This window comes from Anaerosolibacter carboniphilus (assembly GCF_014205875.1).
GTDB lineage: Bacteria > Bacillota > Clostridia > Peptostreptococcales > Thermotaleaceae > Anaerosolibacter > Anaerosolibacter carboniphilus.
In genome coordinates this window covers 66,857-86,463 of the sequence record NZ_JACHEN010000012.1, presented here as the reverse complement: position 1 = coordinate 86,463, position 19,607 = coordinate 66,857, and the positions used below count along the sequence as shown (strand labels likewise).

Annotated in this window: 18 protein-coding genes; all 18 read right to left on the bottom strand. The window is 39.3% G+C overall.

The window, feature by feature from the left end; translation table 11 throughout:
- Positions 1–76: 76 nt before the first annotated feature.
- Complete coding sequence (locus HNQ80_RS10865; RefSeq protein ID WP_184310670.1) at positions 77–469, bottom strand: bacteriohemerythrin; 393 nt, start codon at positions 467–469, stop codon at positions 77–79.
- 182 nt (positions 470–651) lie between these two features.
- Positions 652–1,935, bottom strand: coding sequence for a nickel-dependent lactate racemase (larA, locus tag HNQ80_RS10860; RefSeq protein ID WP_184310725.1), 1,284 nt, complete (start codon positions 1,933–1,935; stop codon positions 652–654).
- A gap of 43 nt (positions 1,936–1,978) precedes the next feature.
- The gene (locus HNQ80_RS10855; RefSeq protein WP_184310669.1) at positions 1,979–3,403 is read right to left on the bottom strand and encodes an FAD-binding oxidoreductase; all 1,425 of its coding nucleotides are present in this window, start codon (positions 3,401–3,403) and stop codon (positions 1,979–1,981) included.
- A gap of 1 nt (position 3,404) precedes the next feature.
- Positions 3,405–4,406, bottom strand: a complete 1,002-nt coding sequence (locus HNQ80_RS10850; protein ID WP_184310668.1) for an electron transfer flavoprotein subunit alpha/FixB family protein — start codon at positions 4,404–4,406, stop codon at positions 3,405–3,407.
- A gap of 13 nt (positions 4,407–4,419) precedes the next feature.
- Positions 4,420–5,223, bottom strand: coding sequence for an electron transfer flavoprotein subunit beta/FixA family protein (locus HNQ80_RS10845; protein ID WP_243183165.1), 804 nt, complete (start codon positions 5,221–5,223; stop codon positions 4,420–4,422).
- Between the two features lie 93 nt (positions 5,224–5,316).
- Positions 5,317–6,999, bottom strand: coding sequence for an L-lactate permease (locus tag HNQ80_RS10840; RefSeq protein ID WP_184310666.1), 1,683 nt, complete (start codon positions 6,997–6,999; stop codon positions 5,317–5,319).
- A 407-nt stretch (positions 7,000–7,406) separates the two neighbouring features.
- Positions 7,407–8,318 carry a cell division protein FtsX gene (locus tag HNQ80_RS10835; protein ID WP_330602830.1) on the bottom strand — a complete coding sequence of 304 codons (912 nt, stop codon included), beginning with the start codon at positions 8,316–8,318 and terminating at the stop codon, positions 7,407–7,409.
- On the bottom strand, positions 8,302–8,970 hold the full coding sequence (locus HNQ80_RS10830) for a cell division ATP-binding protein FtsE (protein WP_184310665.1): 669 nt from the start codon (positions 8,968–8,970) through the stop codon (positions 8,302–8,304). Before HNQ80_RS10830 ends, HNQ80_RS10835 begins: the two co-directional genes overlap by 17 nt.
- 30 nt (positions 8,971–9,000) lie before the next feature.
- Complete coding sequence (locus HNQ80_RS10825; RefSeq protein WP_184310664.1) at positions 9,001–10,110, bottom strand: coiled-coil domain-containing protein; 1,110 nt, start codon at positions 10,108–10,110, stop codon at positions 9,001–9,003.
- A 273-nt stretch (positions 10,111–10,383) separates the two neighbouring features.
- Positions 10,384–10,980 carry an ABC transporter ATP-binding protein gene (locus HNQ80_RS10820; RefSeq protein ID WP_330602829.1) on the bottom strand — a complete coding sequence of 199 codons (597 nt, stop codon included), beginning with the start codon at positions 10,978–10,980 and terminating at the stop codon, positions 10,384–10,386.
- A gap of 43 nt (positions 10,981–11,023) precedes the next feature.
- Positions 11,024–11,950: an ABC transporter ATP-binding protein gene (locus tag HNQ80_RS10815; protein WP_184310662.1), complete on the bottom strand. Its 927-nt coding sequence runs from the start codon at positions 11,948–11,950 to the stop codon at positions 11,024–11,026.
- Positions 11,951–11,962: 12 nt separating this feature from the next.
- Complete coding sequence (locus HNQ80_RS10810; RefSeq protein ID WP_184310661.1) at positions 11,963–12,823, bottom strand: ABC transporter permease; 861 nt, start codon at positions 12,821–12,823, stop codon at positions 11,963–11,965.
- Positions 12,813–13,841, bottom strand: coding sequence for an ABC transporter permease (locus tag HNQ80_RS10805; RefSeq protein WP_279288984.1), 1,029 nt, complete (start codon positions 13,839–13,841; stop codon positions 12,813–12,815). Before HNQ80_RS10805 ends, HNQ80_RS10810 begins: the two co-directional genes overlap by 11 nt.
- On the bottom strand, positions 13,842–15,443 hold the full coding sequence (locus HNQ80_RS10800) for an ABC transporter substrate-binding protein (protein WP_184310660.1): 1,602 nt from the start codon (positions 15,441–15,443) through the stop codon (positions 13,842–13,844).
- Positions 15,444–15,792: 349 nt separating this feature from the next.
- On the bottom strand, positions 15,793–16,650 hold the full coding sequence (locus HNQ80_RS10795) for an amidohydrolase family protein (protein ID WP_184310659.1): 858 nt from the start codon (positions 16,648–16,650) through the stop codon (positions 15,793–15,795).
- Between the two features lie 43 nt (positions 16,651–16,693).
- Positions 16,694–17,869, bottom strand: a complete 1,176-nt coding sequence (locus tag HNQ80_RS10790; RefSeq protein WP_207726966.1) for a threonine synthase — start codon at positions 17,867–17,869, stop codon at positions 16,694–16,696.
- 314 nt (positions 17,870–18,183) lie between these two features.
- Positions 18,184–18,432: a hypothetical protein gene (locus HNQ80_RS10785; protein ID WP_184310658.1), complete on the bottom strand. Its 249-nt coding sequence runs from the start codon at positions 18,430–18,432 to the stop codon at positions 18,184–18,186.
- 140 nt (positions 18,433–18,572) lie between these two features.
- On the bottom strand, positions 18,573–19,337 hold the full coding sequence (locus tag HNQ80_RS10780; protein WP_184310657.1) for a MerR family transcriptional regulator: 765 nt from the start codon (positions 19,335–19,337) through the stop codon (positions 18,573–18,575).
- Between the last annotated feature and the right edge of the window lie 270 nt (positions 19,338–19,607).

Below are 19,607 nucleotides of genomic sequence, written 5' to 3'. Positions count from 1 at the left end.
CCACTACAATAATCTTTTCTTCATGTAGTGGGTTGTTCCCTAAATATGTACGCACCGATATTCTCCATTCCATCTGTTACTCAGCTTTAATTAATTTATCTTTTTGCAATATATGTTCAAGCGTCCAATTAAAAATGAATGCCAATATATCTTCTAAATATTTTTCAGGATTTTCATCTACAATATCAAGATTTACTGCATTTATTTTTCTTATGAAATCATCATGTTCTACTTTTTGGCTAAAATATCTGCGGTAGTTAATTTTCTTCATATATTCTTCTTCTGATTTAAAATGAAACTGGGTATACTGGCGCAAATCTTCAATGATTTGCACAACCTTGTCATACTTATCCGTACAAAAATCATCCCGCAATAGCTTATAAGCGCTATTTCCAATTTCAAAAAGATGTTGATGCTGTGCATCAATTAGTTCTACTCCTATAGAATATTCTTCTTTCCATATCAACATGATTCGTTTCCCCTTTCGACTTATTTAAGCGTAATTTTATTATTAATAAATATATCATAACCACCTTGAATAACCAACTAATTCATTGAGTAATTCGACAAGAATCCTTATTAAAAATCAAAATGAAAGAGCCCCACGGACTCTTTCATTTTGATATCTTATATTTTAATGAACAGCCTATTCTAATTTCCTACGATTACTGAAACACCATCAGGTACAACCGTAACCGTTGCATCTTCACCCTTGATCTCATGCGCCATCGTCAATGCTTCCTCCAATGTATAGGCATGTAGCATATGCATATCCGTTACCATCTTTGGATCACATTGATCGGTAACTAGAATTACTTTATGTTTTATTAAGATTCTTGCCAATATTTGTGACTCCCACTGATCTGGAATTGTTTTTTCCATTGGAATTTGCATGATCTTATCCATAATAGACTGGGCAGTTGGATTTTCTATGAAGGTATCATAAAAGGCTTTGCCGCCGTGTCCATCATTACATGCAGCAGCAATAATAATGACGCCATCTTCTTTTGCAGTAGCCTCTGCAGCCGTCATGCCTTTTACCGCCTGATAGATATTTTGATCTAATGGATATCCGCCATTCGAAGTAATCGCAATGTCTGCTGGCTGTGCTTTCACACTTGCCAATGCAGTTACAAACTCACAGCCCCTTTCATGGGCTGCCACCCGATCCCCTGCAAATGCATTGATAATTTTCTTCTCGCTATCAATGACTACATTGAAAATAAATGCTAAATTAGCAGCCTCAGCTGCATATACCATATCCCTATGGATGGGATTTCCTTCTAAGATGCCAGTTCTAGCGTATTCACTGGCAATAAACTTGGCACAGTGATTCGCCAATACAGTTGTCCCAGAGGCCACACCAGGCAATACACTTTTTCTGCCGCCTGAGAAACCAGCAAAGAAATGGGGCTCGATAAAACCTTCTGCTATTAATAAATCTGCCTCCATGGCCAGCTTATTCAATATTAATTTTCCCCCTGATGGTAATATACCCACATCTACTAAGCTATCTTTATCCCTGCAGTCATGATTTACAAGCTTTTCGTTTTTTACGATTTCTTCTCCAAATTTATTCATCATTTCTTCATAGGTTGTTAATCGATGAAACCCAGTTGCAATTAATATGGTAACATCCGCATTGGGATTTCCACTTCTGATTTCCTCCAGCAGTAATGGCAGCGTAATTTTGCTAGGCACAGGTCTTGTATGATCACTGGTGATAATTACAATCTTATTTTTTCCCTTTGCTAACTCCATTAATCTGGGTGAATCGATGGGATTTTCCAGCGCTCTCTTTGCTATGGTTACTTGATCCTCTTCCGTCTTGAAATGATGGGCTTTCGATTCTAGCACAGCCAGTAGATTTTCATTTGATACTTCCAAATCGACAAAACCTTTAGAATAAGGTATTTTTATAACAGCCACAGGCATTTCCTCCTTTTTATCGCTCCACAGATGAATCAAATTGACTACGTCAATTTGATTCATCCAAATCGAACATCTTTCCAGGGTTCATAATATAGTTAGGATCCCACGCCTTTTTAATTGCCTTCATTAAATCCAATTCTACTGGATCCATATTCTCTAACATATATCCCTTACGCTTCACACCAATTCCATGCTCACCACTGATTTTACCACCTAATTTTTTTGTTACTTGATATAATTCTCTTAACGCCTTTGGCTCAATCTCATGCCAATGTTCTAATGTATGATCTGGATTCTTTACAAGGGTTGCATGAAGGTTACCATCACCAGCATGCCCATAGCATGGAATCTTTATATCATACTTTTCAGAGATACGATCCAACTCAGGAATAATATCTGGAATTGCTGCTATAGGAACGACAATATCCTCTAAGCTTTGAATTGGACTTACAACTTTAAAGGCTTCAGCGATATTTCTTCTAACACTCCAAATCCTTTCTTGGGTTGTATAGTTGTCGGCTACATAAACCTCAATGGCCCCATTTTCCATACACAAGTCACCAATTGCTTCGGCCTCTAATTCGACTTGCTCTTGGTTGGTTCCATCAATTTCAATTAACAGCATGGCACCAGCCTGTTGATAAGGTAGGCTTTCATTTAAATATTCGCAAGCTGTTTTAACGGATAGTTTATCCATAAATTCCATACTGGTTGGAATTGTCCCTTTTGCCATAATCACTGGTACTGTATCAATGGCAGCTTTTGGTGTTTCATATAGAACAAGAAGGTTGGACTTCGCTGTCGGCAGCCCTGTTAATCTGATTGTCGCCTTTGTCACAATACCCAGTGTCCCTTCAGAGCCTACCACCAGTTGCTTTAGATCATAACCTGTAACGTCCTTTGATAGCTTACCGCCTAAGTTTACAATTTCCCCTTTCGGTGTAACAAGCTCCATTCCCATTATATATCGGCCAGTAACGCCATATTTTACTGCTCTACCTCCACCAGCATTCTCAGCAATATTACCACCCAAATAACAGGTTTCCAAACTCATTGGATAGCCCGCATAGAATAGACCTTTTTCCTTAATCAATGCATTGATCTCGTTCGTTACAATACCAGTCTCCGTTGTCAACATCATATTTCCATAATCTATATCTAGAACCTTGTTCATTTTTTCTACAGATAAAAGAATACCGCCGAAGATGGGTATGGCTCCACCGGAAAGACCACTTCCTGCACCACGGGGAGTTATCGGAATCAGCTCACGATTGGCCAGCTTAACGATCTGTGCAATTTCTTCTGCAGTTGTTGGTGTTACAACAACCTCTGGCATATGGCCATATTCTTCTGCATTGGTTTCGTCATGGGAATAGGCTTCCATTTTTTCTTCATCACTAAAGACATTTTTGGATCCTACAATTCTCCTCAATTCTTCAATAATTTCAATGGTAATGGGATTATATCTCATCTTATTTCCCCTCCTTCTTATACGCTTCCAACCTAGCATTAATCTTTGGAATAACCTCAAACAGGTTACCTACGATGCCAAAGTCTGCTAGCTGGAATATATTTGCATCCTGATCTTGATTGATTGCAACAATATATTCAGAGGTTTTAATACCTGCTAAGTGCTGAATGGAGCCTGAAATACCTGCACAGACATATAATTTTGGTGAAATTGTTTTACCACTTAAACCTACTTGGTGAGGATAAGGTAACCAACCTCTATCAACAGCATCTCTACTAGCACCCAGTACGCCCTCGAAGTGGTTCGCAAGGTCACGTAATAAAGCGAAGTTTTCTTGTTTTTTCATACCCTTGCCACCAGCTATAACGACTTCTGCTTCCTCAATATTCACAAATTCCTCTACATCTTTTCTAAATCCTACCATCTTCACACGATGATCTACCAATTCATCTTTCAGTCCTAATCGGACAATTTTACCCTCTCTATTTTTATCTAATGGCAATGGTCTACTCGATTTTGGTCTTACCGTTGCCATCTGAGGATTATGACTTGGGGTTTTGATTGTAGCCATAATATTCCCACCAATTGCTGGTCGCGTTTGCAGCAAGTGATTTGTTCCTTCTTCAATATCCAATTCTGTACAATCTGCAGTTAAACCTGTACTAACTTGTATGGCCACATATGGCATCAGGGTTCGGCCACTGGAAGTAGCAGCAGCCAGAACTGAATGGGGATGATATGTCTTGATTAAATCTGATAATACATTACTGTGGGTTTCCACAATAAAGTTTTCCAGCTGAGGATCATCTACAAAATAAACTTCATCGGCACCTCTGTAAATGAGCTCTTGTAACGTCTCATCAGAAACATTGCTTCCCAATAAAACAGAACAGAGCTTTGTGTTCATTTTGTCAGCTAATTTTCTCCCTCTACTCAATAGTTCGAAGGAAACTTCCCTTAGTTTACCCTTACTTTGTTCGGCAATCGTCCATACATAACTCATCTATAATCCCCCCTTATATCAATTCTTTTTCTTCCAAGAATTTAATCAATTCCTCTACTGCTTCATTTACGCCCTCTTCCCCGGCTGCCTTTACAATTTTCCCGCCTCTTGTTACCTTTGGATAACCAATCTTTACAACCTTCGTTGGAGATCCCTTTAATCCGATATAGGATTCCTCTAATTGTAGATCTGCAGCTGACATTACAGGAACCTCGCTCACTCTCGCTTTTTTCTTGCCCCTCAAGGTCGGCAGCCTTGGATTACTGATTTCTTTAACCACTGTTAATAATGCTGGTAGAGGCATTTGTAATACTTGATATCCGTCTTCCACCAGTCTTTCAACAGTTATACGATCATTGGTAACCTCATTGATCTTACTGACATATGTAGCTAGAGGAATATTTAGCCAAGCAGCAACGCCTGGACCTACTTGACCTGTATCACCATCCGTTGCCCTCTCTCCAGCTAATACTAGATCGTACTCTCCAATGTGCTTAATGGCTTCTGATAGAGTGTAAGAGGTAGCCCATGTATCAGCCCCAGCAAACTTCCTATCAGAAATAAGGATTCCCTCATCGCAGCCCATTGCTATTGCTTCTTTCAAAGCCTTGGTGGCTGTTTGTGGTCCCATTGTGCATACAGTTACCTTGCCACCAAACTGTTCCTTTAGCTGAATACCTGCTTCAATCGCATAGAGGTCCAGTGGATTAATCACACTTACTACCCCATCACGGATCATAGTACCTGTCTCTTTATCCATCTTTACATTACTTGTTTCGGGGACCTGTTTAATTGGAATAATAATGTTCAATTTCATTCCCTCCTCATCATAATTGATTGTTTAAGATGCAGGATAACCCACATGCTATCCTGCACCTTTTATTGAATAGCAGTTTACTCTATTACCTTTCTAGAATAAGCCAGGTACGAAAAGATACATGGCAAGATAAGCAAAAATACCTGCAACCAAAACGTATGTAAAGCAAGGAACGACATTGGTACGGATCACTTTGCCTTCCTTTCCCAATACACCTACTGTAGTACATGCTGCCACCACGTTATGTACACAGATCATATTTCCAGCTGCTCCACCAACCACTTGGAGACCAAGAATGATCAGCCTAGACATGCCAATTTGATCAGCTACACCGAATTGGAATCCTGAGAATAGAATATTAGAAGTTGTGTTGCTTCCTGACATGAAGGCCCCTAGTATGCCGATGAATGGCGCAAAAATCGGCCATACACCCTGGAAAATATCAGCTGTCGTTCTTGATAAGGCAACCATCATACCCACTTCGCCTGTGGTATTATTGCCAGAGTTTAGCATCACCTGTACCATGGCGATTGCGAAGCTAAGGGCAATAGCTGCTGGTATCACCTGTTTAAAGGAAGTTTTCCATGTTTCTTTTACTTTAGGACTGTTCATCTTATGCATGAAGATCGTGATGATCGATACGAAAATAAACGCTATCGTTCCAGGCAAATATAAATATTGTAAAGAGTAATTTAATTTCGTTCCTAAAATTTCCTTCCAATAGATTGTAAAAGTAGGACTAGTTAGAATCGCTTTTAATCCTAGCTGTGGAATCCTTGTAACAACCAATATTAAAGATACAAGAATATAAGGAAGCCATGCTAAGAAGCTGCTGACTTCTGCAGTATCATCCTCTACCGTCGCTGCACTTTCTGATGTGCCTAACCAAGAGCTGTCCCATTTACTGCTGTTGGCAAAATCCCACGTAGTTTTAGGTTGAAGAAAACCTTTTTTCGTAGCTGTAATCACAATGGCAATTGCAATTAGCCCCGAGGCTAAAGAAGGAAGCTCTGGTCCAAAGACAAATGCGATGAATATATAAGGTACTACAAAAGCAAGACCTGCAAAAATTGCAAAAGGTGCTACCGCCAAGCCTTCCTTAAAGGACTTCTTTTCACCAAACAATTTTGTCATCATGCAAACAATGATTAACGGCATGAAGGTGCCCATGATCGCATGGGGCAATGCTGCCCAGATCCCTACATTTTGAAGGAAGCTAGGTCCTGTAAAGCCTGCAGCTTCAATTTTCGCTAAAATTTCTGTAGAACCTAATATAGAAGATACACCACCCAAAATAGGTGTTCCAACTGCGCCAAAGCTTACAGGGGTGCTATTTCCTACCAAAGCTAACATAGCTGCTGCCAATGGTGGAAATCCAAGTCCGACCATCAGTGGTCCGGCCAGTGCTGCAGGTGTACCAAACCCAGCTGCCCCTTCAATAAATGCACCAAATAGGAAAGCAATAATAATCGCTTGAATTCTTCTGTCAGGACTAATGCCATAAAAAGTCTTATTGATAGCCTTAATTGCGCCACTGTTTTTTAACGTATTCATCAATAATATTGCACCAAACACGATGATAAGAATATTAAATGCACTTAAAGCGCCAAATACAGTGGATCCTGCTAACCAGTCGAAGGATACTCCCCATTTAAGCGCGGCCAGAACCACTGCCACCCCCCAAGCCACAGGCATAACCTTTTTGGCCGGCCAGTTAAAACCAACCATTAATACTACCGTCAATAAGATAGGTATGGATGCTAGAATTGCTAACATTGCATAAAGACCCCCTTTTCCTTTTTAATCCTATTGGTAACGTTTGCCTCCCCCTGAGAATAGTTTGCCTATTCCTCTGATGTGAACCTTCTCTCTTCCCTCCTTCTTTAAAATATGATCATCCATCCATCAGATGGTCTGACCTTATAGAAGTTTATTCAATTTATATCCTGTTATTCCTTCCTGTTTTTGAAGATTCAAAATATTTTTAATGTTATTTTTTTAACTTTTTCCAACGGTTTCAGCCCATTCGTCATGATGATAATCTTACAAACCCCAGTCATTTTGCAAGTTGATTTGTTATGTATTTATCATGATGATCGAGTTATGTCGAAAGGTATATTGAATCATGTATACATCTATTTATTGATCAAAAATATAAGCAGGCTTTTCAGCCTGCTTATAACTTAATTGTTTTTTGCCGATGATAGTCCCAATAGACTTCCCACGATTCCCATGCAGGCACTTAAGCCAGTGATCAGAATCACTAAATTAAATATCAATGCATCACGGGAAGGCAAAGGAATAAAAGGAAGAGGTCCTGCCAGCTGGGCATAAATATATTTTATGGAGAATATGGCCAGAACTGCTGCAAATATGCCCCCTCCCACTGTTAGAAACAATCCTTCTAGTAAAAATGGGAATGCAATAAATAGCTCAGGAGCGCCTAAGAGTCTTAAGGTATTTATTTGTTCTCTGTTACTATATATTCCCTGCCTAATGATATGGGATATAATGACCAAGGTCGAAATACCTACCGCACCTACCACCACAAATCCTAGAAATTTCAATGTCCCTGCGATATTTTTAAGACGATCCAATATTTCTCGATTGTCTCTTACATACGCAATATCTGCCATGGTATCTAGATGGGTCAACACTGAGTTGATTTCCTCCAGATGAATTTTCACCTCAATAAATGGACTGAAGGGATTATCCTCAAAAAACTCCAATACTCTAGCATCTTCCCCTAGTATTTCTGCCATTCGATCATAGGCCTCATCTTCATTGACCAAGCGAGCCTCCTGCACACCATCAATGGTCTCGATTTTTTCAACCAATGCAGTTACTCCATCATTCCCAATATTCTCATCAAAATAAGCGTTTATTTCTGCTTCTCCTTGAACTGCCTCAACTACTTGATTACTGATCCACCATCCCGACATTACCATGGTAAGGATAAAGAAAATCAAGGTGGTACTAAAAAGCGAGAAAATGTTGGACATTAAATCTAATCGAATAATAGTCCGTACCTCTTTTAAAAAATACCCTGAATTATTTAAAAAACTCTTCATTTTCAAATCACCCCAGTCTTTCACAACAAATACGCCCCCCATCGACCTGAATTAGTTTGCCATGACTCTTATTGTCAATCAAATGGGTTGCATGGGTGGTAACAATAACCGTTGTGTTTTCATCTTTTAGCGCAGTTAAAAGCTCCAATATATTCAATGCATTGTCTGTGTCCAAATTCCCTGTGGGTTCGTCGGCCAATATGAGTGCCGGCTTCCTAGCTACTGCCCTTGCTATAGCTACCCGCTGGCTTTCTCCCCAAGACAGATTTTCTACAGGAGAAAGTGCTTTATGCTCCAACCCAACCTTTATTAATGCATTCATAGCATCCTCTTTTATCGTATTAGGATGAATATCAAGAAATCGCATGCCTAGCATAACATTTTCCATGGCAGTTCTCCCTTTAATGAGCTTAAATTCTTGAAAAACAGGTCCAATCATCCTTCGAAGTCGCCTAATATTCATTGCCTGATCTTCCCTCATAGGCTGCTCTAATACCGTCAAAGTTCCCGATGTGGGGTACTCCATACCCATAAGAAGCTTCAACAGGCTGGTTTTCCCTGAACCGCTATGCCCAATAATGTAAACCATCTCACCCGGATCAATTTGCAAATCAATATTGTTCAAAGCCATTGTCCCATCAGCATATCTCAAACAAACATCTTGTGCTTCAATCATCGTTAGTTGCCTCCCAGTATAGTACTTAAGTTATTTTGGCATTACTAGAAACTCTAGTTTTCCCTCTGATAATTCTATAGACTTTAAAACATTACCACCTACCAATGGTTTCAAATTCATCGTGGGATAGCCCTCTTGCATCAATTCTTCTATAGCTCCAGAACCCAGTGGCATCCCATAAAAACTGCCTTCTTTCACATCAAATTTCAAGATATTCCCTTCTAAAATTACAAATTTTCCTGATAAAACAAGATTCTTTTTAGGCAGATTCATGTCAACACGTCCTGGGTAAAAACGAAGTGTCATCCCTAAGAGGCTTGGATTTTCTTTTATTATATTATTGAAAGTTTCCTCTTCGATAGATCCCTTAATGCCAAATAATGTAATACTGGTCTTTATAGCATTAGATGGCAGTTTATCTGCCTTGGTCATAGAAGAAAACTCATCGGAAATTTTCGAGAACAGAGACTTGAGTTCATCCCACATTTGCTGCACATTTGCAAGTTGAGCTTGATAATGCTCCTTTTCATCATTAAGAGAATTTAAATATGCCTCCTGCTCCTTCATTAACTGTACTTTTTTGTTTAAAGATTCTCTTGCAGCATTTTGTTTTTCCTCCAGCAAAATTAGCTTTTCATCTAACTTTGTTTTTTCTACCGATAACTTCTCTCTACTTGCCTCCATGCCATCCAATAGCTCTCCCGTATTGCGGGTGAGATCTCTCAGCGCGTTGATTCGCCTTATGAGAGTTGTCAAACTGTCAGCATCCAGCATGATTTCCAGATACGTTCCAGGACCTCTTTTTTGATACGTCTTGAGAACCTCTTTCAAAACAGTCTTCTTTTTCTCATATGCTATTTCCTCATTTTCAACGGCACCCTTTAAGGCCTCAATTTCTTCTAGAATGGTATCTTTCTCTAGGCCAATTCGTTCTTCTTCTTTCTCTATTTCTTTGATTTCCTGGGCAATGGTAAACAAATTCTGAAGAATTTGCCTTTCCTCTTCAGAGATTCCAGCCAACTTTTCCTGTATTTCTGAAGAAGAATCTCTTTGACCTTCAGCCATCCTTATAGAAAAAAACATCAACACAAGAATGATGCTGAAAATCAAAACTAATTTCATCTTTCCCTTTTTGAGCATGTACTTCTTCCTCCTGTTTCCTTCAATAGAAGCATCCTTTCATTTGCGCAATGATCATCTAATGTAATCTGTAAGTTCCCAAAGTCCAGTTAAGTATCCTCTCCCCTTTATGATTAACCTATAAGAATTCATCACCATATACTTGAATTCCTCTTTTCATAAACAAGTTATTTAATAAATCGACCACAATTATTGACAAAATCACCTATCTTATCAGAAAACAACAAAAAAAGACCGTATTTCTAAGTGAAATCAGTCCCTTTTTATTGATTTCTAATCATTATGAACTTTGTCATGATACAATGTGTTTGCCTCTATATGATTGTTTAATTCTAAATCTACCATGCGGGTACATATACGTTCAGCAAGGGCTTTATTATGAGTAACTACCAATAGACCTATTTTTCTTTTTTTCACAACTTCCAAAACAAAATTCCAGATTTGTGCTTGGGTTATGGTGTCCAGCATCGTACTCATCTCATCAGCCAGAAGGAATTTGGTATTTTTCCCCAAAGACCTCAAAACACAGAAACGTTGCAATTCTCCACCCGAAAGTTCGTTTGGCCAGCGTTCTAACCATTCTCTTTCTATCCCCATCCCATCTAGAAATGTATCATCTGGAGACCATCCTTCATATAGGATATCTTTCAATTTCCATCTTGGATTAACAGCCTTTTCAGGATGTTGATATATTAATTGTACGGGACAATACCCTTTTTCTGGGAGAGGCTTGCCATCTAATAATATTTTTCCGGATACAGGCTTCTCATAACCTGCTAATAATTTCGCAAATGTACTTTTACCATATCCGCTAGGGCCTACTACTCCAACGCATTCATTTTCATCCATTTCAAAATTTACATTTTTCAATATCCAGGGGCCCTTTCCATAACGAAAACTCACATCTATTGCTTCAAGTCGCATGACAACACCTCACCATCCCCCCTCTGAGTTCTCTCATTTCCATAGGCTTAGCGCATTCTTCTGTTTCATGTTGACATCTGGATGCAAAAAGACATCCCTTAGGAAGATTTCCTGCATAAGGTTGAAACCCAGGTATTGGTTTAAAGCCATTCTGTGGAAGAGCCTCCCATAAAGCTCTACTATAAGGATGTCTAACTGCTGATCCTCCTTTCTTGAAATCTTCCACAGGTGTAATCTCAACCGTTGTCCCTCCATAGAATACAGCAATCTTATCTGCGATTTTGAAGGCTAAGTCAATGTCATGGGTAATCAATATGACAGCACACCCTTCGTCTGATAATTCTCTGAAATGTCTAATGGTCTCTTCTGCCATTTCAGGGTGCAAACCAGGTGTTGGCTCATCAGCAATAAGCAATTTCCCATCACCGATCACTGCCGTAGAAACCAATACACGTCTTGCCATTCCTCCTGATAACTGAAAGGAATACATCTCCTCTGTTTCAGAATTCAATCCATATTTCTCAAAGATTATCCTTTGAGCTTCTTTGGACCCATAAATTCCCATTGCTTGTTTTCCAATTTTCATGAGTGGGTCCAAGTACGTCACTGACTGGGGAATAAATGCAATTTCCTTTCCCCTTAATTCTTCCTGTCTTTCTTTGGTTAATTCCTGCCCTCGATATTTTATGGAACCATCAGTGATCGCATTTTGCGGAAGTATCCCTAAAATCGCATGGGCAAGTAAGCTTTTACCGGAACCGCTGGAGCCTACCACTGCCAATATTTCCCCTGCATTTACCGTGACGCTGAGTTTTGAGATCACTTCTAATTCCCTTTGCTTTAATCCTTTATCATATTGCCTAAACCTTACGGAAAGATCTTTTACCTCAAGAATTTGTATGTTCTTATTCTTCATTCTTTCCCTCCTTTACTCATGGGCACTGTAAGGGTCCATCAATAACCTTAAATAATCTCCTATGGTATCAAACAAGAGTACGATCACAAGAAGGGATAACCCTGGAAAAAATGCAAGCCACCACATACCCATAGATAGATATTTCATGGATTCAGACAAAATCACACCGATTGCAGGCATCTGCAGGGGGAGTCCAAAGCCTAAAAAAGTAATAGCAGCTTCATGTAATATGGCATGAGGAAACAATAGCACTAGGCCTACCACGAATTGGGAAAGCAAATGAGGAATCAAGTGCTTTCTTGCAATCCACCATCCGTTTTTGCCCATTTTTATAGATGCCTTCACATATTGTGAGGAACGGATTTGTATGACTTCTGAACGTATGACGCGGGTAAGATTCGGCCAATGGGTGAATGCTACACCAATAATCACACCCTTTACCCCTTTACCGCATACAAAGGAAATAAGCATCAACAATATAATATGGGGAATACCCATCATCAGATTCACCGCCATAGATATTATTCTATCTCCATGTCTCCCTAGGGTACCCGCAGCCATTCCAAGTACCGCCGCCATTACTGCACTTACAGAAGCTGCAATGAGACCTATAAATATACTCGTTGAAAGGCCCTTTATGGTTCTTGCCAGCATATCGCGCCCCAAATAATCAGTACCGAAAAGATGTTTTATAGATGGCCCTTGATTTTTCTCCATAAAATTTGAGCCATATGCATCTACATTCATGATGGAGCCTACAATCGTAATACTGGCTAATATGGTCATCGCAAGGACGATAATCATGAGAGTCGTGGTACGTCTGTTTATTGTAAATACTGTTCTTCTATTGGACGCTGCGATCTTATGCATCATGTAATCCCTCTCTTATCTCTGGTGATATGATTCCATAAATAATATCTGCCAGTAAATTTCCAGTAAATACAAAAAATGCACTGAATAAGGTAATACCCAAAAGCAGCGGAACATCTCCCCTTGTTCCTGCCATGGTTGCCGCCTGTCCTAAACCGGGATAGGAAAAAACTTGTTCCGCCAATACTGACCCACCAAAGAGTTCACTGAACGATGCAAATTGGAGGGTAATGGCAGGCATCATTATATTTTTGATTCCATGTCTCTTGATCAATGTCCAGCCCCTTTCACCTCTAGCCTTGGCAAATAGAACATAGTCTGTTTCAAGTACATCCATCATTTTCTGGCGTGTATGCAATGCTATGTTGGACACCCCTGTAATACTCAATGTCAATGCTGGCAATGTAAGATGATAGATCCGCTCACCCAAAGTCACATGCTGCGCCAGTTTTCCTACGGGTGCTGCAAGGCCAATGGGAAACCACCCCAGCCATACGGAAAATACCATAATGATGAGCAGTGCAATCCAGAAGGTAGGAGCGGAGCTCATCGTAAGACACATCAGCTTAATCACTTTATCAGGCCATCTCCCTTTGTTTACACCCGCTACGATTCCCAGGAAAAATCCAATGATGCCAGACAATACCCATGCAGTACCCATTAAGAAAAGGGATGATTTAAACTTTTCTCCAATCACTTTGATTACAGCCTGCCTGAAAATCATAGATGTCCCAAAATCACCCGTTAAAATATTTGTAAACCAGCTTAGAAACCTTTCCAAAGGAGACTTATCTAAGCCCCAATGGCGACCGATATTTGCATAATGTTCTGCAGTGATTTGGGCATCCGCTCCTATATATGCTTCCACGGGATCTATGGGCGAAATATTTATTAGTGAAAAGGTTCCTATACTTACAAGAAGCATCAGTATGATCATCTTACATAAATTCTTACCAATAAATTTTAAGATATTTTTCCCTTGCTGTATTTTTCTTCCTTCCCTATCCATTAGCAGCATCATTTATTCTCTCCATGCCCATTCATTAATATTTTGCACAATCGGCCATCCATGTCCATGGGGATGTACCCGTTGTATCCCTATATCAAGGTGGTCATTCATTAAATACAAATGTTGAATATTCACAATCCATAACCATGGTGCATCTCCATTGGCTCCCAATCCTGTTGTCCCATCCCATTGGGCCAATTTCCAATATTTCATGGATTCCTCTTCATTCGTAGCATATAGTGCTTTTTCTATATATTCATCTACCTTTGGATTATGGTATGAAGCTGTATTGTTAATGCCCACGCCTATGTTTTTGCTATGAAATGAGAAATAGATCTGTATTGGGCTATAGCTGCCAAATCCAAATACAGTGGGTGTTGACATGGACTGAGCCTTGGCTTCTGTCCATCCTATGGCTTCAGCTTTGATGTTTATTCCCAATGCTTTCGCTTGATTACTGAGAGATACTGCCAAAGTATATCTCTGCAAATCATCGGTTCTGCCATATACCGTAAATTCAGCCTTCATCCCATTTTTTTCACGGATGCCATCACCATCTGTATCGATCCATCCTGCTTCTTCAAGAATTTCACAAGCCTCTTCAATGCGCCCATCCATCACTGCTGTTTCTGGATTCCACCAAGGTTGCGTATCGCATACGGAGTATGCAGGTGTACCATAACCATTGAGGGCATCATCAATTATCTGCTGTCGATCAATACCTATATTTAAGGCTTTTCTTATAGCCAGATCAGAAGTAACATTATTTCCAATCAACTTCCCTTCTGGGTCTGTTGATTCAGGAATGGTGGGTAAATTGATTCCCCTATTGTCTACTGTATCTATAGCAACCAATTTCATTCCTTCAGGAACTTGCTCTGAAAACTGCGGATTTATCATCGCTATATCTAACTGCCCCGATTGAACTGCTGCAAGTACTGCATCCTCATCTAAGAAAAGTATTGTAACCTTTTTAAAAGATGATCGTGTCCCGTAGTAATATGGATTTGATTCAAGGATCATCTGCTGTCCCTTATCCCATTGGGTAAGTATGAAAGGCCCTGACCCTATAGGCTTTTGGCTATATTCACTGCCATATGCATGCTCTGGCACAATACCCCTCTCAGCAACTACATTTAAAAATACAGAATAGGGCTTTTCAAGGGTAAATACGATGGTCTTGGCATCCTTCGCTTCGACAGATTTCATAAAACTGAGATCAACGGTCGAACCGCTTTCCTTTGTCGTGTTGTATGTAAAAACAACATCTTGGGCTGTCACAGGTGTTCCATCACTGAATTTCACATCATCTCTGAGTATAAATGTATAGGTTAGTCCATCTTGACTTACACTGTAGTCTGATGCCAAATCCTTTGTAAGATTACATTCCTTATCAAATCCCAATAGTCCACTAAAAAAGAGATTTATACCTGCTCCAGTACATGGATCATAGCCATCTTCGCTTTCTGCACCCACCGAGATCACAATTTCATCTTTCTTCTCTCCTTCTACTCTATCTGCATTACTGGATTTACTAGAGCAACCTGCCAACATACTCGTCATGATCAAAATGATAGTTAACATTAAGTACCATTTTCTTTGTTTGTTTTTCATGAATATCCTCCTTATCGTATTCTTATTGATAGGTCATTCTTACTGGTACATTCACCTCCTTTTGAATTATTTGAGCTTCCATATCAAATATAAAAATGTATACAAAAAACCACGATAGAGATATCAGCATATTCAAATACACCGACAGCGCTCCTTCGTGGTTCGCATTATTCCAAAGTATACAATTTTTCAATTTATCATTTAACAATAGATTGTCTTCACCGTATAAGCCTTCATGGCTCTTACTTTTAAAATATTACCATTCATTTCTTAGAATGTCAATTATTGCTTTTCAACCAGTTTTATTTGATCTCCCGCTCACAGATATTAAAATACCCTATCATTTATTTTACTTACCATTGAGCAAGCTTTTAAGCTTAGGAAAGACACGCAGAGCATTTTTGTAAAATACATCTTCATGGTACATATCGGGAATGATATGCTGAACAAACTCTACATAAGGCCCAATCGGTACTAGGGGCCAGTCTGTTCCGAAAAGAATCTTATCATACCGATTGGCGTATACGAAGCCCTGCTGAAGAGGCTCCACAAATAGCCTTGTATCTTTCATCGTCCTCACATGATCCTTGTTTCCAGCAAGGAGCCCTGATACATCCGTATAGACATTTGGATTTTTCAAGATCAATTCCGCCGTATCCATCACCCATGGCACACCCAAATGGCATATGACAAAAGTAATATCTGGATGATTTACAGCCAACTCATCGATGGTTAAAGGATGAGAATACTTTAAAAGTCCACGAGCAGATTGAGTATCTCCACAGTGTATCACCACAGGGACATTATATTTTCTAGCCAATTCATAGATTGGATCGTAGACCTGATCATAGACATAATAATGAAAGTAGCCCGCATAGAGTTTTATACCAATCACATTTTTTTTGTTGAGCTCTTTTTCAATCCTTATCAATTCATCATTATTCTCTTGAAGTCTTATTGGATTAACGCCTACACAAGCCATCAAGCAGCATGGCTCATCTTCTCCTAACATTAATGCTATGGAGTCCTCAATAGATCGATCCTCATCATCCCCAGGTGTCATCATGACGATCCCTGCAACCACATTTGCGTCTTCAAACTCTTTCATCAACCCCTTTGCACTATACTCAACCTGCCCAATCTCCCTGGCAGTTTCCTCCAAACCTTCATGATTTGTAAAATGAAGATGGGTATCTATTATTTTCAAAGGGAAGCACCTCTTTTCTCATTTTATTTCTAAGTAAACATTATTAGTTTGCTTTCAATCCTGCACCACACAGCGGTATTAATATTTTCCCACACATCCTACTGCTATTTTCTTTATAATAGGTCATGAATCCTGCATAAGTGGCAGCTGTTGTGGGTTCTACATAGAATCCTTTTTCTGCTAAATATTCTCTGGCTTCAACAATCTTATCCTCTGGAGCTTTAATGATCTCCCCTGCTGTCGCCCTTACAGCCTCCAATATTTGTTTTCCACGCTTTGGCGCCGCAATAGCAATTCCCTCTGCCAGTGTACCGCTGTTGGTAACCTCTTCAACGGAATCCCTGCCTTCTTTGAAAGCCTTGTATATGGGTGCGCAGCCTTCAGCTTGGACTGCTATGATCCTTGGCATTTTTTTGATGAGACCTACATCCAATAACTCTTTGAAGCCATAGTAGGAACCTAAAAGCAAGGTGCCGTTTCCCACGGGTATGACCAAGATTTCTGGAACATCTCCTTTTAATTGTTCATAGATTTCATAGGCATAGGTTTTGGTTCCCTGATAGAAGAACGGATTATAAACATGACTTGCATAGAAACCTCCTCCTTTTTCTACAGCCTCCAACGCCGCCCTTGCAGTATCCTCCCTCGTTCCCTTGATGACATGAATCTTTGCTCCATGGGCAGTAATCTGCTTGATCTTCTTTTCGGAAGTACCTTCAGGTACATAAATGTCGCATGCCATACCAGCCCTGCCAGCATAGGCAGCGATGGAGTTTCCAGCATTGCCACTACTATCTTGAATCACTTTTTTTACGCCAATCGCCTTAGCTTGTGCAATTAACACTGCTGCACCACGATCCTTAAAAGATAGCGTAGGCATCATATAATCAACCTTCGCCAGTAGGTTTGGATTGTTCCTATCAATGGGTACAATAGGCGTTAAACCCTCTCCCATGGTGACATCTTTCCACAAATCAAAATCATCTTCAAAAGGAAGCGCTTTAAGATATCGAAACAAACTCCACTCATTCTTTATTATTTCTGATGGAGAAAAGGAAATAGGAAATGACTCTAAATCCAAGACGCCACCACATTCACATCTGAAGATCTGAGTTGTTGAATCGTACTTTTTTCCGCATTCAGTACATACATATTTGATGGACATATTATTTTTCCCTCCCACGACCTTTTTAATCTGCGTTTCCTTTTTTGATTTCATCTTGCATCCTGTTACCTCCTTTTGTATGATACATCCTAGATTTTCTTTTATGATATATAATTTTTTATATATTTTCTAGGATATAACCCTATTTCTTATTAAATCTATATAATATTTTATATTTTAAACATAATATTCTGAAATCCTGCAGTTTCTTATATAATATTCCTTCCTGATGTGACAAAGGCACCCACTATCGGATGCCTTCATATTACTATTTGTTTATATTGTGGCGATCTGCTTAGGAAATATTTTAATACAGGATACACTTTAATCACCAATTTTAAAACCGTGTTTTCAAAATCCTTTGTATACTATTCTTCTTCTAAAGATTTTGTATACTCTTTTTCACTGATTGGTATTACGTGCCATACCTTTACGCCTAATTGCTCCGCCAGTTCCTTTCTAAACTTTTGGACTACTTCATCCCTCTCCTTGTTATTCAGTTTCTTTTTCGCCTCAAAACATAGTTCACTGTATGCAGGTCCTGATTGAATATCCCCGTTCTTACTTTTCAGTCCAGCTTTTTTTTCTATGCGATAATAAAATTTATAGATTTTCATAAGCCACACCTCCACACTATAGCATATTAATCATGCTTCCAATAAGTCCCTAATAACAGACTGATTACTTGGTAGCGGACCCCTGAATATTTAATAAAAAAGGCTGCAGATGAATCTATTTCATCTGCAGCCTTTTTTAATTATTTTTTCATGCCCGTATAAATGAGAATGGCATCTCTTAAGAATTCTGCTGTGCCTGGTTGCTCTTTATCATAGAAGGCTCTAAATCTTTCGTCATCCACATACATTTGCGCCACTCCGGCATGGGCCTCCTTGCTGTATTCACTCCAATAATAGGTTAGCCATCGTTTGTGCAAATCAGCTGCCTTTTGCGCCAGTTCACTGGCTGGGTCTCCAGTTTTGAAAGCTTCAGCCAATGTTTCCATTACTTGTTCTGCCAATCTTGTGACTTCTTCATACTCTTCCTGAGTCATATTCTTTACTTTTTCATTGGATTTGTTTACTGCATCTTCCCCATACTTTTCTCGAATCTCTTCACCATATTTTTTCTCATTCTCATCTATCATTTTCTGCTTGAATCCTTCAAATTTTTCTTTATCTGTCATTTTTATTCTCCCTTCTGTTAGCGCTATGGTTTTATCCACGTTTGCTATTAACAAATCCAACTGTGCTCTTTTTTCAAGAAGCTTTTCACGATGTTCCCTGAGTGCTTTTGTCCCATCAAAGGAAGGTGCAGTTACAATATCCTTTATTTTTTCTAGACTTACACCTAATTCCCTGTAGAACAATATCTGCTGTAATCTATCGACTTCTCTTTGACTATAAATGCGGTATCCTGACGAATTAATTCTTGCCGGCTTAAGAATCTCTATTTCATCATAGTACCGCAGTGTTCTGGTGCTAACCCCCGCTATCTGCCCTAATTTCTGCACTGTGTATTCCACGTGATCACCTCCTGATAATATTACTTTACACCTTTACGCAGCGTCAATGTCAACGGGTTTTTCAAAAATTTTTTCAATAAAAACGAATGGGCCTCTTAGGGTACATATTATACCCCTAAAAGGCGTATTTTCATAAATATTTTACTGAAAACTCTCGAGGTCCAAAGCGTTACATCACTGGCTTAATAAATACTCTGTTAAAGCAGTCCTCAGAACTTAGCAAAAATGATACAAGCTACATTAATTCCTATCATTTTGGCAATAATGTAT

What these genes read in the sequence shown, in the direction of transcription:
- HNQ80_RS10865 (WP_184310670.1), bottom strand. Translation starts at nt 469, where the DNA reads ATGTTGATATGGAAAGAAGAATATTCTATAGGAGTAGAACTAATTGAT.
- larA (WP_184310725.1), bottom strand. Translation starts at nt 1,935, where the DNA reads ATGCCTGTGGCTGTTATAAAAATACCTTATTCTAAAGGTTTTGTCGAT.
- HNQ80_RS10855 (WP_184310669.1), bottom strand. Translation starts at nt 3,403, where the DNA reads ATGAGATATAATCCCATTACCATTGAAATTATTGAAGAATTGAGGAGA.
- HNQ80_RS10850 (WP_184310668.1), bottom strand. Translation starts at nt 4,406, where the DNA reads ATGAGTTATGTATGGACGATTGCCGAACAAAGTAAGGGTAAACTAAGG.
- HNQ80_RS10845 (WP_243183165.1), bottom strand. Translation starts at nt 5,223, where the DNA reads ATGAAATTGAACATTATTATTCCAATTAAACAGGTCCCCGAAACAAGT.
- HNQ80_RS10840 (WP_184310666.1), bottom strand. Translation starts at nt 6,999, where the DNA reads ATGTTAGCAATTCTAGCATCCATACCTATCTTATTGACGGTAGTATTA.
- HNQ80_RS10830 (WP_184310665.1), bottom strand. Translation starts at nt 8,970, where the DNA reads ATGATTGAAGCACAAGATGTTTGTTTGAGATATGCTGATGGGACAATG.
- HNQ80_RS10825 (WP_184310664.1), bottom strand. Translation starts at nt 10,110, where the DNA reads ATGCTCAAAAAGGGAAAGATGAAATTAGTTTTGATTTTCAGCATCATT.
- HNQ80_RS10815 (WP_184310662.1), bottom strand. Translation starts at nt 11,950, where the DNA reads ATGAAGAATAAGAACATACAAATTCTTGAGGTAAAAGATCTTTCCGTA.
- HNQ80_RS10810 (WP_184310661.1), bottom strand. Translation starts at nt 12,823, where the DNA reads ATGATGCATAAGATCGCAGCGTCCAATAGAAGAACAGTATTTACAATA.
- HNQ80_RS10805 (WP_279288984.1), bottom strand. Translation starts at nt 13,841, where the DNA reads ATGATGCTGCTAATGGATAGGGAAGGAAGAAAAATACAGCAAGGGAAA.
- HNQ80_RS10800 (WP_184310660.1), bottom strand. Translation starts at nt 15,443, where the DNA reads ATGAAAAACAAACAAAGAAAATGGTACTTAATGTTAACTATCATTTTG.
- HNQ80_RS10790 (WP_207726966.1), bottom strand. Translation starts at nt 17,869, where the DNA reads ATGAAATCAAAAAAGGAAACGCAGATTAAAAAGGTCGTGGGAGGGAAA.
- HNQ80_RS10785 (WP_184310658.1), bottom strand. Translation starts at nt 18,432, where the DNA reads ATGAAAATCTATAAATTTTATTATCGCATAGAAAAAAAAGCTGGACTG.